General features: G+C 58.3%; 13 protein-coding genes. 11 read left to right on the forward strand and 2 right to left on the reverse strand.

What is annotated here, in order from left to right; translation table 11 throughout:
- Nucleotide 1: 1 nt before the first annotated feature.
- The 7 genes from atpD (at nt 2) to HMPREF3170_RS10450 (ending at nt 4761) form a co-directional block, all read left to right on the forward strand.
- A complete protein-coding gene (gene atpD / locus HMPREF3170_RS10425; protein ID WP_070362611.1) occupies nt 2-1495 on the forward strand; it encodes a F0F1 ATP synthase subunit beta in 1494 nt (497 codons plus the stop codon).
- A 9-nt stretch (nt 1496-1504) separates the two neighbouring features.
- A complete protein-coding gene (locus HMPREF3170_RS10430; protein ID WP_070362610.1) occupies nt 1505-1879 on the forward strand; it encodes a F0F1 ATP synthase subunit epsilon in 375 nt (124 codons plus the stop codon).
- Between the two features lie 169 nt (nt 1880-2048).
- Nucleotides 2049-2522 carry a DUF2550 domain-containing protein gene (locus tag HMPREF3170_RS10435; protein WP_070479530.1) on the forward strand — a complete coding sequence of 158 codons (474 nt, stop codon included), beginning with the start codon at nt 2049-2051 and terminating at the stop codon, nt 2520-2522.
- 45 nt (nt 2523-2567) lie between these two features.
- Nucleotides 2568-3260 (forward strand): endonuclease NucS, encoded by a 693-nt coding sequence (gene nucS / locus HMPREF3170_RS10440; RefSeq protein ID WP_070479532.1) that lies wholly within the window; start codon nt 2568-2570, stop codon nt 3258-3260.
- Nucleotides 3261-3275: 15 nt separating this feature from the next.
- On the forward strand, nt 3276-3563 hold the full coding sequence (locus tag HMPREF3170_RS11995; protein WP_083290983.1) for a hypothetical protein: 288 nt from the start codon (nt 3276-3278) through the stop codon (nt 3561-3563).
- 10 nt (nt 3564-3573) lie between these two features.
- Nucleotides 3574-3879 (forward strand): MTH1187 family thiamine-binding protein, encoded by a 306-nt coding sequence (locus HMPREF3170_RS10445; protein ID WP_070479533.1) that lies wholly within the window; start codon nt 3574-3576, stop codon nt 3877-3879.
- A 3-nt stretch (nt 3880-3882) separates the two neighbouring features.
- Nucleotides 3883-4761, forward strand: coding sequence for a tetratricopeptide repeat protein (locus HMPREF3170_RS10450; RefSeq protein ID WP_070479535.1), 879 nt, complete (start codon nt 3883-3885; stop codon nt 4759-4761).
- Nucleotides 4762-4817: 56 nt separating this feature from the next.
- On the opposite strand, the gene glgB is transcribed toward HMPREF3170_RS10450, so the two are convergent.
- A complete protein-coding gene (gene glgB, locus HMPREF3170_RS10455) occupies nt 4818-7022 on the reverse strand; it encodes a 1,4-alpha-glucan branching protein GlgB (protein ID WP_210385515.1) in 2205 nt (734 codons plus the stop codon).
- A 34-nt stretch (nt 7023-7056) separates the two neighbouring features.
- Nucleotides 7057-9081, reverse strand: coding sequence for a maltotransferase domain-containing protein (locus HMPREF3170_RS10460; RefSeq protein WP_070479537.1), 2025 nt, complete (start codon nt 9079-9081; stop codon nt 7057-7059).
- A 210-nt stretch (nt 9082-9291) separates the two neighbouring features.
- On the opposite strand from HMPREF3170_RS10460, the gene HMPREF3170_RS10465 reads away from it, so the two are divergent.
- Genes HMPREF3170_RS10465 through HMPREF3170_RS10480 form a run of 4 tightly spaced genes read left to right on the forward strand, consistent with a single transcriptional unit; the run spans nt 9292 to nt 13297 of the window.
- A complete protein-coding gene (locus HMPREF3170_RS10465; RefSeq protein WP_070362604.1) occupies nt 9292-10134 on the forward strand; it encodes an ABC transporter ATP-binding protein in 843 nt (280 codons plus the stop codon).
- 24 nt (nt 10135-10158) lie between these two features.
- On the forward strand, nt 10159-11016 hold the full coding sequence (locus tag HMPREF3170_RS10470) for an NUDIX hydrolase (protein ID WP_070362603.1): 858 nt from the start codon (nt 10159-10161) through the stop codon (nt 11014-11016).
- A complete protein-coding gene (locus HMPREF3170_RS10475) occupies nt 11013-12167 on the forward strand; it encodes a THUMP-like domain-containing protein (protein ID WP_070479538.1) in 1155 nt (384 codons plus the stop codon). Before HMPREF3170_RS10470 ends, HMPREF3170_RS10475 begins: the two co-directional genes overlap by 4 nt.
- A 5-nt stretch (nt 12168-12172) precedes the next feature.
- The gene (locus HMPREF3170_RS10480; protein WP_070479554.1) at nt 12173-13297 is read left to right on the forward strand and encodes a cysteine desulfurase family protein; all 1125 of its coding nucleotides are present in this window, start codon (nt 12173-12175) and stop codon (nt 13295-13297) included.
- The last annotated feature ends 556 nt before the right edge of the window (nt 13298-13853 follow it).

Raw genomic sequence — 13853 nt, forward strand, 5'->3', positions numbered from 1 at the left:
CATGACTACTGCTCACTCTTACGACGAGCTCGGCGAGGAGCCAACGGGTCAGGCTCAGAATGAGTCCGATTTCGCTCAGAACCCGGCAGGGTCTGAGAATGGCCGCGTCGTGCGCGTCATCGGCGCAGTCGTCGACGTGGAGTTCCCGCGTGGCGAGCTGCCCGCTTTGTACAACGCGCTTGAGGTTGACATCGACCTCGGCGAAATGTCCCGCACCATCGTGCTTGAGGTGGCCCAGTTCTTGGGTGACAGCCTCGTCCGCACGATCGCCATGGCACCAACCGACGGTCTGGTTCGTGGCGCACAGGTACGCGACTCCGGCAATCCGATCTCCGTTCCGGTTGGCGACCAGGTCAAGGGCCACGTGTTTAACGCGCTTGGTCAGTGCTTGGACGACCCATCGGTCGGCGTCGGTGGTGAGCGATGGGGCATCCACCGCGAGCCACCAGCGTTCAAGGACTTGGAAGGTAAGACCGAGATCCTTGAGACCGGCATTAAGGTCATCGACCTGCTTACCCCTTACGTGAAGGGTGGCAAGATTGGCCTCTTCGGTGGTGCTGGTGTCGGTAAGACAGTTCTCATCCAGGAGATGATTACGCGTATTGCACGCGAGTTCTCCGGTACCTCCGTGTTCGCCGGCGTCGGCGAACGTACCCGTGAGGGTACGGACCTCTTCCTCGAGATGGAGGACATGGGCGTTCTTCCAGATACGGCCCTTGTTTTCGGCCAGATGGATGAGCCGCCAGGGGTTCGTATGCGTGTCGCGCTGTCCGGCCTGACCATGGCGGAGTACTTCCGCGATGTTCAGAACCAGGACGTGCTCCTGTTCATCGATAACATCTTCCGTTTCACCCAGGCTGGTTCTGAGGTTTCGACCCTGCTGGGTCGTATGCCATCGGCCGTGGGCTACCAGCCAACGCTGGCAGACGAGATGGGTGTTCTCCAGGAACGCATTACCTCGACCAAGGGCCGTTCGATTACGTCGCTGCAGGCAGTTTATGTTCCGGCTGACGACTACACCGACCCGGCTCCGGCCACGACCTTCGCTCACCTGGACGCGACGACCGAGCTTTCGCGTTCCATTGCTTCCAAGGGTATCTACCCAGCAGTGGATCCGCTGACCTCGACCTCGCGCATCCTTGAGCCAGGTATCGTTGGCGAGCGTCACTACGAGGTTGCACAGCGAGTTATCGGTATTCTGCAGAAGAACAAGGAACTGCAGGACATCATCGCAATTCTCGGTATGGACGAGCTTTCCGAAGAGGATAAGGTCACGGTTATGCGTGCTCGTAAGATCGAGCGCTTCCTGGGCCAGAACTTCTTCGTCGCTAAGAAGTTCACCGGCGACGAGGGCTCCTACGTACCTCTCGAGGAGACTATCGACGCCTTCGAGAAGCTGTGCAACGGTGAATTCGATGCATACCCAGAGCAGGCATTCAACGGCCTGGGTGGCTTGGATGACGTTGAGGCTGCCTACAAGAAGCTGCAGGGCTAGGAGGCAATAATGGCTGAACTTACCGCTCAATTAGTCTCGGTAGACCGTTTGCTCTGGAAGGGTCCAGCAAGCATCGTGACTGCTCAGACTACCGAAGGTGAGATCGGCATTCTGCCTGGCCACGAACCCATCCTTGGTCAGCTCAAGGACAATGGTGTCGTGACCATCCGCCCAATCGACGGCGAGCGCATCGTCGCCGCCGTCCAGGGTGGGTTCCTTTCCGTGCAAGGTGACAAAGTGACCATTCTTGCGGATTACGCCATCTTCGCCCACGAAGTGAATCGTGATGAAGCTCAGGCAGAGCTTCAGAACATTGATGACGCACTCGCGAAGTCTCGTGCAGAGGCCGAGCTTGCTGCCGTCCGTCGCAGTGAATCTCGCTAACGCGGTCACCGCGTAGGAGGAAGGTAGAGCGCCACGCTCAACCTTGTAAAGCCCCGCTGTTTTAGCAGCGGGGCTTTCCGTTTCTTCGTTGCTTGCACTGGCAGCGAAGGTCGCTAAAATGAAGCGCATACTTTCATCAAGGTCGGTTTGAACGAAGCAGAGGTGCAATGTGATCGTTTTACTGTACGTGGCATTGTTCTTTGTGTTCTTTGTTATTACTGTGTGCGTGTGGCGCTTTTTAATGTTCCGCAACTCCGGCGCGATAGGCCTGTTCCGACAACTCCCGGCCACCGGGGTCCACGGTTGGCGCCACGGTGTGCTGATCTATCACGCGGAGGAGCTCCGTTTTTATAAACTGCGGTCCTTGTCATTCCAGTACGACATGTGCATTGAGCGCACCCAGACCAGCTTCGAGGGAATGCGAGCGCTGAGTCAAGAAGAGCAGTCGTTCATGCCAGGGATTAAGGAAGCCGTACTGCTGCACGGTGCCGATGGCGATATTGAATTCGCGGGCCAGAAGCGCGCGCAGATGGCGTTGATTTCATGGATTGAGTCTGCACCTGATGAGCGGCAGGAAAAGGTTGATTACGAGGCGCTGCGTCGGCGTGCGCTGCGTGACCGCGGCCGCGATCAGCGCAACTAGCGGGATAATTCCGTACAGAATGACACGACCGGTAGCCTAGTATCCATGCGTCTTGTCATTGCTCGCTGTTCAGTAGATTATGTTGGTCGTCTCGATGCGCATTTGCCGTCTGCGCTTCGCCTTATTTTGATGAAAGCTGACGGGTCTGTGTCGATCCACGCAGACGACCGTGCTTATAAACCACTGAATTGGATGACACCGCCGTGCACGATACGTGAACAAGCCGTCGTGGATATTGATGGGGAAGACACGGGGGACGAGTTGTGGATCGTGGAGAACCCAAAAGGCGAACAGCTTCGCATAACGGTCGAGGAGATCGTGTCTGATACCAACGTGGAGCTCGGTGAAGATCCAGGTCTTGTGAAGGACGGGGTGGAAGCGCACCTACAGGAGCTGTTGGCTGAGCATATTTCTACGCTCGGCGATGGGTTTACGCTCGTCCGCCGTGAGTATCCGACGGCGATTGGCCCAGTCGATCTGCTCGCCAAGGACGCAGACGGCAAGACAGTTGCCGTTGAGGTGAAACGCCGGGGAGGGATCGACGGCGTCGAGCAGCTCAGCAGGTATGTTGAACTGCTTAACCGCGATAGCGTACTTCGTCCAGTACAGGGTGTGTTCGCTGCGCAGGAGATTAAGCCTCAGGCCCGCACGCTCGCGGAAGATCGTGGTTTTCGCTGTATTGTGCTGGACTATGACGACCTGCGTGGAATCGAATCAGACGAGCTGCGCCTGTTTTAGAGGAGCGATGTAGCAGTGCCGCGGAGAAATCGGCGTCGAAATATCCAGCCGAGCTACGTGCTGCCACGAGATGGTTCTACTTTCATTGGGACCCAAGAAATGGAGGGGCCCGGGTGGACACAGGGCGAGATTTACAAGGTACGCCAGATTGGCTCTGCCGCAGCCCGAAAGTTCTATGTGTGCCCCGGCTGTAACCAGAACATCCCGCCCGGCGTAGCTCACGTAGTTGCGTGGCCAAAGGAAGTGGGGCGCGGCGCGGATGACCGGAGACACTGGCATAAACATTGTTGGTCCAGGCGGTAGGGTAGGAGGCATGATTGCAGCATTTTCAGTAGCACCAGCCGTCACTGATACACCGAACGCTGAAATGTCGCAGGCTGTGGCCCGCGCCGTGAAGGTGGTTCGCGAATCGGGGCTGCCGAACGAAACGACCGCCATGTTCACCACCATCGAGGGTGAGTGGGACGAGGTGATGGACACCATTAAGCGTGCGACGCAGGCTGTGGAGGAGGTTTCTCCGCGCGTTTCGTTGGTGATTAAAGCGGATATCCGTCGTGGGTTTACAGATATGCTCCACCAGAAGATGGAGTCCCTGAACAAGCATCTCGAGGAGAACTAAGACGTGACAGGACCACAATTTACGGCAGGAGCTGTTGATTTAGCTCAGGTAGCAAAGCAGGCGGAAGCGCGCGAAGAAATGCAGCGCGAGGGGTTTGTGCCTGTGTTTACCGTCTCCGAGGCGGATCTCGAAGCCAAAGTACTGCAGCGCTCAATGCAGATTCCGGTTGTCGTTCATGTCGGTAGTGCGCGTTCAGCTGATTCCGAGTCGCTACGGGCGACGTTGACCAAGTTGGCTACCGGTCAGCGAGGATTCGCGTACGCATACGTTGATGCTGATGCCACTCCGCAGATCGCGCAGGCGCTTGGTGTACGGATTGTTCCGACCACGCTCGCGCTCGCTGCTGGGCGCCCACTGACGAGCTTCGAGGGGGATCAGTCGGAGGAAGAATTGAAGCCTTGGCTCGAGGCATTGGTGAGCAACGTTGGCAGGCAGTTGCAGGGCCTAGACGAGGAGCCCGTTGAGGATGCTGCCCCAGCAGAGGACCCGCGTTTGGAAGAGGCAGCTCGTGCGATGCAGGCAGGTGATTTCGATCAGGCTACGGCTATCTACGATGCGATGCTGAGCGAGGAGCCTGGTAACAAGGAGGTTGCGCAGGCGAAGGCGACGGTGGCCGTCGTCAAGCGGCTTGACCCTGCGAACTTGTCGGTTGATCCTATTGCTGATGCTGCGGAGCACCCTGACGATGTCGCGAAACAGATGGTGGCTGCTGATGCTGAGCTCGTGTCCGGTGCGCCTGAGAAAGCATTCGACCGTCTGTTGGGCTTGGTCAAGCAGTCTCCAGAGGCGAAGGAGCGACTGCTCGAGCTCTTCGGGCTTTTCGACGCCGGCGACCCGCGTGTGCTCGCCGCTCGTACGAAGCTTGCGAGTGCGCTGTTCTAGCGTGACATGCAAAAGCCCGGACCTGCAGGAACTCCTGAGGCCCGGGCTCTAGCGTTCTAGCGGCTCAGCTTGTACAGCTGTGCGCTCATTGCTGGTACGTGCAGCTCGATCGAGTGAGGGAAGTGATCCCACTGAACATCGTCGCTGTGCACAGTGTGTGGCAGGTCGTTGTTGGCACCGCCGTAGACGCCTGCGTCCGTGTTGATGAGTAGCTCCCACTCACCGGCGACCGGCAGGCCGATCCGGTAATTTGGCTGGGAAGTTCCGGACATGTTGATGACGGCCAGCACAGGGTTGCCCTCGGTATCCCACCGGAGGTAGGCGAGGATGTTGTGCTGTGAGTCGTCGCCCTTGACCCACTGGAATCCGGCAGGCACGTTGTCCTGCGCGTACAACGCAGGGGTGTCGACGTACACTCGGTTGAGGTCGCGAACTAGTTGCTGGATACCGCGGTGGTACTCGTGGCCCCAGCCGTCAGAAATATTGTCCCAGTTGATTGAGTTCGCTTCGTCCCACTCGGTGGTCTGGCCCCAGTCACAGCCCATGAAGAGGAGCTGCTTGCCTGGGTGGGAGAACATATAGCCGAAGAGCGTGCGAAGGCCGGCGGCCTTGTTCCAGTCGTCGCCTGGCATGCGCTGCCAAAGCGAGCCCTTGCCGTGGACTACTTCGTCGTGGCTAAACGGCAGGACATATTGCTCGGAAAACGCGTACACGAGGGAGAACGTGATTTCGTTGTGGTGGTATGAGCGGTGAATCGGGTCGAGGGAGAAGTACTCGAGTGTGTCATTCATCCAGCCCATGTTCCACTTCAGGGAGAAACCGAGGCCGTCGTTTTCCGTCATAGCGGTCACGCCTGGCCAAGCAGTAGACTCCTCCGCGATGGTCACGATGCCTGGGTGGTTGCGGTGAACCGTTGCGTTCATCTCTTGCAGGAACTGGACAGCGTCCCAGTTCTCGCGCCCACCGAACTGATTTGGAAGCCATTCGCCGGGTTGGCGGGAGTAGTCAAGGTAGAGCATTGACGCGACGGCGTCGACGCGGAGGCCATCGATGTGGAACTCTTCGCACCAGTACAGGGCGTTAGCGACCAGGAAGTTGCGAACTTCGTTGCGCCCGAAGTCGAACACGTAGGTGCCCCAGTCTTTTTGCTCGCCACGGCGCCAGTCGGGGTGCTCGTAGAGGGCGGTGCCGTCGAAGCGGGCGAGTGCCCAGTCATCCTTCGGGAAGTGGGCTGGCACCCAGTCGACGATGACCCCGATGCCTGCTGCGTGTAGGTCGTTGACGAGTGCGCGGAAATCATCTGGAGTTCCCCAACGGGCGGTTGGAGCGTAGTACCCCGTGACCTGGTAGCCCCAAGAGCCACCGAATGGATGCTCGGCTACCGGGAGGAACTCGACATGGGTGAAGCCGTTTTCCATGAGGTACGGTACGAGCTCGTCGCGCATCGTCTGGAAGGTTGCGCCCTTCTTCCATGAGCCGACGTGGCACTCGTAGACGCTCATTGGGGAGTTGGTCGGGTCTGCTTCGCAGCGCTTTTGCGCCCAATCCTCATCTGTCCACTCGAACTCGGAAGGGGCGGCAACCACGGAGACGGTCTCTGGAGGTGTCAGCGTTTGCTTCGCCAGAGGGTCGGCCTTGTCGATGCGACGGCCGTCGGACGTCTGTACTGCAAATTTGTACGTGGTGCCTGCCTCAATGCCCGGGATGAAGATCTCCCACACTCCAGTCGAACCGAGGACGCGCATCGGGTACTGGTTTGGGTTCCATGCACAGAAGTCACCGACGACGGCCACGCCCTGTGCATTCGGTGCCCACACAGCGAACGAGGTACCAGTGACGGTGCCGAGCGTCGTCTCGTAGGTACGGACGTTGGCGCCGAGCACCTCCCAGAGACGCTCGTGGCGGCCTTCGCTAATCAGGTGCAGGTCGAGCGTGCCGAGTGTAGGCAGAAAGTGATATGCGTCGGCGACGGTCACCGGGTCGCCCTCGGGGTAGTGAACCTTGAAGCGATAGTCGGGCGCAGTGGTGTCGGTCAAGCCGATCGCCCAAATATCGTCGCCAAGGGACTGCATTTGCCGGATCTCATCGTGGATGAGTAACTCGACGTTCGTTGCGCCGAGGAATCGGGTGCGAATGAGGGAGCCCTCGGGTGCTGCGTGCCATCCGTAGAAGTCGTGCGGTGCGTGGTGCTTGCATTCGAGGAGGCGGTGCCGGTCGTGTGCTGGGATCAGCAGTGCTGGGTTGACTGAATTTGCAGACATAATGATCTTTCTAGCGTCTGTTTGGTCGCGGTTGTTATGGGCGGTAGTCGTGATCTGAAATTTGTCGGAAAGCGAGCGCTTCTCGCTTCTGTGGCGCAACATCAGGCAGCTTCAGAATGTGAGCGACGTTGACTTCCGGTGCGAGGCGCACGTAGTTTTCTGATCCCCAGTCGTAGTACGCGTCAGTTACCAAGTCATGGACGGCAAACTGCGCACCATATTCGAGACCAACTGCCGGCGCGTCGAGGTACAGCGTGCCTTCCTGCGCGTTCCATGGGTCAAGATTAACGACGACGAGGACCGCGTTGCCAGAGATCGCATCGACCTTCGAGTACGCGAGGATCTGGTCGTTGTCCACGTGATGGAAGCGAATCTGACGTAGCTGCTGCAGCGCAGGCTGCGCCTTGCGGAAGCGGTTCAGCGAAGTGATGTAAGGCTCTAGAGACTGCCCGTTATCGAGGGCTGTCTGGAAGTCGCGTGGGCGCAGTTCATACTTCTCGGAGTGGTTGTACTCTTCGCTACCTTCTGCGACGGCTTCGCCTTCGAAGAGCTCAAAGCCGGAATATACGCCCCACAATGGGCTCATTGTGGCGGCAAGCGTGGCGCGAATTGCGAACGCGGCTGGACCTCCGTACTGCAGCGAGGCGTGCAAGATGTCAGGCGTGTTCACGAAGAGGTTCGGGCGCGAGACATCCGCGACGTCGACCATGTGCTCAGCGAAGTCGATGAGGTCACCCTTAGATACTTTCCAGGTGAAGTGAGTGTAGGACTGGGAGAACCCTGCCTTCGACAGCCCGTACATCACTGGTGGGCGGGTAAACGCTTCGGCCAAGAAGATGACGTCGGGGTGCGTCTCGTGGACGCGGGTGATCAACCAGTGCCAGAAGTTCACCGGCTTCGTGTGCGGATTGTCCACACGGAACGTTCGGATGCCCAGGTCTACCCAGTACATGACAACCCGGTAAATCTCCTCGTAGACCTTCTCCGGGTTGTTATCGAAGTTGATCGGGTAGATATCCTGGTACTTCTTCGGCGGGTTCTCGGCGTAAGCAATCGTGCCGTCTTCCAAGATGGTGAAGAAGTCGGGGTGCTCGCTCGCCCAAGGGTGATCCGGCGCAGCCTGCAAGGCCAAATCCAGCGCTACCTCCAATCCGAGTTCGTGCGCATGGTCAAGCATCGCGCAAAACTCTTTCTCACCACCGAGCTGCGGGTGGAAGGCATCGTGCCCACCGTCTCGTGAACCGATCGCCCACGGGGAGCCGACATCACCCTCCTCGGCGACAAGTGTGTTGTCTTTGCCCTTCCGGTTGATCTCACCGATTGGGTGGATAGGAGGGAAGTAGACCGTGTCAAAGCCCATTGCAGCAACGCGATCGAGCGCCTTCGCAGTGGTGGCCCAGGTACCGTGAACCGGGTTGCCTTCATCGTCCCAACCGCCGGTGGAACGCGGGAAGAGCTCGTACCACGAGTTCACCAGCGCATCGCGTCGTTCTACGTAGATATCGCAAATAGGCCCATGGGTGACGAGCTCCCGAAGCGGAAAAGCATTGAGTACTTCGAGTGCTTCGTCAGAAATGCCGGCGAGAATTCGTTCAGCCAGTGGCAGCGCGGGATTATCAAGCGCCGCAGCGGCCCGTTCGAGCACCTCGCGGTCTGGGGCCGGAGTCTGCGCAATTGCGGCTTCAAAAAGGTGGATGCCGTGGGCGATGTCGTTCGCCATTTCTTCGGTAGTCTGCCCGGCCTCCAGCTTCTTTGTGACGGCGTTGCGCCACGTCGCCATGACGTCACTCCACGCATCAACGCGGTAGCGCCACAGCCCCTGAGCATCGGGGACAAACACCGCATGGGTGTAGTCCGGGCGGTACGGTTCTTGCTGCATGTGAATGGAGTACTGTTCTCCATTCGGATCCGTAATAACCAAGCTTGCAGCGATAGCGTCGTGGCCTTCTCTCCACACCAGGGCAGAGACTGGCACAACCTCACCTACCACCGCCTTTGCCGGAAGAGTTCGCCCGGAAACTTGAGGGCGTACGTCGTCGATACCAAAGCGTGCAACCATGTCGTTTTTGTCCTCACATGTGGCCGATGGAAGTCGGACACACCTATAGGTGTGCTCTTTCTTCTCTCAGACTAGCTAACTCTCGCGTTAAATATCGACATAAGGGTTCGCTTTCATCCGTGGCGATTCTCATACAACGATATGGTTACACTGAGAACTCAGTCGCTTGTTTTTCTATCCACCAAGACGCCGAAGTAGAAAGAAGCCAGAATGGTAGCCGTGAACGAACCAACCACTGATCCAGATCTGCTTATCGACTTCCGAGGAGTCGAGTTTATTCGCGGAGGCAACACGCTTGTTGGCCCTATCGACTGGCAGGTGGAGCTCGACGAACGTTGGGTCATCGTCGGCCCAAATGGCGCCGGCAAGACCACACTGATCCGAATGGCGGCTGCCCAAGAGTTCCCATCGCGCGGCGTCGCATTCGTACTCGGAGAGCGCATCGGTAAAACAGATATGCGTGACCTTCGCGCGGCAATCGGATTGACGTCCTCAGCGATTGCTTCGATGATTCCGCCAAGTGAAAAAGTAGGTGACGTCGTCGTCTCCGCAGGCTACGCGGTCGTCGGGCGTTGGCGCGAACAGTACGAGGACGTCGACTACGAGCAAGCACTCGAAGTCCTGGAACAGGTCGGGGCTATGCACCTTATCGACCGCACGTGGGGAACGCTCTCGGATGGAGAAAAGAAGCGCGTCCTCATCGCCCGCGCGGTCATGATCGACCCAGAACTGCTCATCATGGACGAACCGGCGGCAGGTATGGATCTCGGCGGACGCGAGGACCTCATCGCATACCTCGGCGACCTCGCACTCGACCCCGATGCGCCAGCTATGGTGATGATCACCCACCATCTGGAAGAAATCCCATATGGTTTTACACATGCCTTGCTGCTCGACGAAGGAACAGTGATCGCCCAAGGTCTTATCGAAGACGTATTGACCAGTGAAAACGTCTCTAAGGCGTATCACCAGCCAATCGAAGTGCAGCACGACGACGGCCGGTTCTATGCACGCCGCGCACGAAGCGCACGAAGTGGTGCGCACCGCGCATAACACCACGCGAGGAGGTGGAGCACCGTGTACCGCAAAACCGGCGCATTTTCTGTCGACGCAACAGACGCCGTCGACGCAACAGAAACCAGTGGGTTCAACGGGTCACGCCTGTCTGCCACCGTCATCCTCATCCGCGACACTCCCGACGGAATCAAGGTGTGGATGCAAGAACGAGTCATGAGCATGAAAAACTACCCAGGCATGACAGTTTTTCCCGGAGGTGGCGTCGATAGTCGCGACTTCCCACCCCGCGCCTGGAATGACGGAGACCTGTGGATTGGCAAGTCGGCAGTCTCTGTTGCACGAAGGCTCGGCGTCACCAAATACAAGGCACATGCCCTGCTGTTTGCCGCTGTTCGCGAATTGTTCGAAGAAACCGGAACACTGCTCGCCGTTGACGACGAAGGAACCCTACTCGGCGACGCACGTCCTTTCCACGACCAACGGCTCAAACTCGTCTCGCACGAGATCTCACTTACGGACATGCTGCAGGCCAATGAACTCAACGTCTGCAGCGACCTCCTCATCCCGTTTGCACGCTGGGTAGGTTGCTCGCACCGAGGTAACTGGTTCGACACCTTCAGCTTCCTCGCAAAAGCACCCATCGGACAAGAACCAGACGCGGAAACCGGCGAGGCAGACGACGCAAACTGGTTCTCCCCGAAGCTACTCATGGAAGGATGGCGCGCCGGGCTCGTTCGCTTCGTGCCATCAACATGGGGGCAACTCCAACAGCTGTGCTCCTGCGACACCTTCGAGGATGCGGTCAAACTTGCACGCAACGCCGACATGCGCCCGATCATCGGAGACCCCGCCGATGATCCGCGCTACCACGAGTTTTTCCACCAGCACCCGACAGATAGGATCGGGACGCCCAAATGAGTTTTACTTTGGACGAGGTTGGGTTCCTACGGGACAACCTGCAAAAGATTCTGGCGCTTGGACCGGACCTCGAACTCATTCCAAGTACGCTAATTCGCGACAGAGCCGTACTGGAAAAGGAATTCGGCGATCATGCCCGTGTCGTTTCGGAGTTACTCGCTGCGCAGCGCAGCGCCCGTGGGAAGATGCCCGAACATTGGCTTACCGATAGCGACGCCGCGCAACAAGCAACGCCACAGCTCGTTGCCGAATACAGAGCGCAGCTGATCAAGGATTTCGGGGCAGCCACGGTCCACGACGTGACCTGTTCAGTGGGAAGCGAAGGGGCGTCGATAAGAAAACAACAGCTCTCTTGGATAGGCTCCGATCTTGATCGCGTACGGCTTGCGATGGCTCAAGCAAACCTTGCCGACGCCAACGTGCTCCTCTGCCAAGCCGATGCACTGCAACCCATTAGCAGCGCCGATGTCATCGTGGCTGACCCAGCACGACGCGCCAACGGCCGACGAATCACCGACCCAGCAAAACTCCTACCACCCCTGCCAGACCTCGTGGAAGCACATCGTGGCAGAGAACTCGCAGTAAAGTGTGCACCCGGAATCGACTACAGCGAGTGGAGCGGGCTCGTCAGCGTCGTCTCTCTCGATGGCGGCGTCAAAGAAACCTGCCTGTACACAGAAGGTTTCAGATCTGGCATTCGCGAAGCGGTGGTGCTGCGCGCGGACGGTTCGCGAGAGATAGTGAGGTCGGACGAGCCTGACGACACCACTGTCGCCGAACCAGGTACTTGGATGATCGAGCCCGACGGAGCGATCATCCGCGCCGGGCTAGTTCGCCACTGGGCGCACCGGCACAAGCTGTGGATGGTGGATCCGCACATCGCATTTCTTACGGGTGATGAGCTTCCCGCAGCAACGAGTGGCTTCCGTTTCTTGGAGGCTGTGCCGTTCAAGCGACTTAAGGCAGCACTGGCCAACTACCAACCGGGGGCGCTTGAGATCCTCGTACGCGGGGTAGACGTCAACCCGGACCAGCTTCGGAAGAAGATGAAGCTGAAAGGGCACCGACAGATGGCGGTACTTATTGCGCGAACAGGCAACAGCCCGACTGCATACATTTGCGAGGCAAGGGAGCATCAGCGCGTAGGGTAGTGCGCATGAAGTATCTCGATCACGCTGCAACTACTCCGATGCGTCAGGTAGCAATCGATGCCTGGGTTGAACACGCAGGTGCGTTGAATCCCGGTGCGCAACACGCAGCGGGACGCCAAGCCAACGCGGTGCTTGCCGATGCAAGAGAACAAGTCGCGGAGTTGCTTGGCGCGGACCCGGTTGAAGTGATTTTCACAGGCTCGGGCACCGAGGCAGACAACATCGCGGTCCGCGGTCTCTACGAAGCCATGCGTGGCAAGCAAGGGGAGCGGGTGGTGTGTTCACCGGTTGAGCACTCGGCAGTGCTCGAGACTGCCAAAGCACTAGGAGCACAGCACGTGGATTGGCTCCCGGTAGGTGACGACGGCCACCTGTCGGACCTCGATGCGCTTGACACTCCGGCAGCTGTGGCCGCAGTGATGTGGGCAAACAATGAGACTGGCGCACTCCAACCAGTGAAGGAGGTTGTTCGCAGAGCTGCGCTTCAGAACACTCCTGTTCATGTGGATGCTGTGCAGGCCGTTGGCAAGGTCCCCGTTCACTTCCACGACCTCGGTGCCACCACATTGGCAGCGAGCGCACATAAGTTTGGTGGGCCACGCGGAACCGGCCTGCTGCTAGCGAAACGCTCGCCGGCGCCGACCGCATCGATTCACGGTGGCGGCCAGGAACGTGGACTGCGTCCAGGCACGGTAGACGTGGCCTCTGCCGCTGCAACAGCTGCAGCACTGGCGGAAGCATGCTCCGAGATGGAACGTGAACGCGAACGTGTGAAGGAACTTCGCGATGCACTCGTGGCAGGTGTACAGCGTGAGGTCCCGGACGTAGTGGTAACAACCCAGGAGCCAGCTGTGGAGGGGCATGCCCACTTCATGTTCCGCGGTGCCCACGGGGACGCGATGCTGATGCTGCTCGACTCGTTGGGCATCGCTGTATCAACCGGGTCTACGTGCGCCAGTGGTGTGACCCGAATGAGTCATGTGCTTGAGGCGATGGGCGTGGAGGAAGTGCTCGGCTTGGGCGCGCTACGAATTTCGCTGGGGCGAACGAACACACGTGAGGACGTCGACTACTTTGTCCAGAACATCGCTGATGTAGTTGCGAAGGCGCGAGCGGCGGGGAACATGTAGATCTCACGCGATAGTGGGCGAGTTAACGTCGATGTGTTGGCGTTGTTTGCCGGGCCCGAACCAGTACAAGCATCATGCTGGTTCGGGCCTTTCATACTTTCGACCCAACCCAACGGGGGTAAAACACGGGGGTGGCAACTGTTCAACGATCACGAAAAGGTCTGCCTAACGCATCCATAGGGCCTAAGTTTGGCTACACCCGACCACGAAAGGTTTTTGGTATAAAAAGGTTGTGTATTAATAGTATCGGCGACACGTGTCGAATGACACATGTCGTGCCTGGTAATCCCGATTTGCTTAGCAATCTCTTACCAACCCTTGCATATATGCGCATAATATACGGGTGGGTTGATTGTTGAACACCCATCGACAGGTGTCGGTGGGTTTGTTGAACATGTTGGGTTTGCTGCGATGGTTTCTGAGTGTTTTTTAAGCTATGTGTGCAGGTTGTAGGGCTAGATGTGTTGAACAATCCGGGTTTTGTAGGCGTGTTTTTGCCTGTTTGGTTGGGGCGTTGTGGGCGGATTGGCCATGTATAGTTGCGGTGCATAAACTT

The organism is Corynebacterium sp. HMSC08D02 (assembly GCF_001807505.1).
Taxonomy (GTDB): Bacteria; Actinomycetota; Actinomycetes; order Mycobacteriales; family Mycobacteriaceae; genus Corynebacterium; species Corynebacterium pseudogenitalium.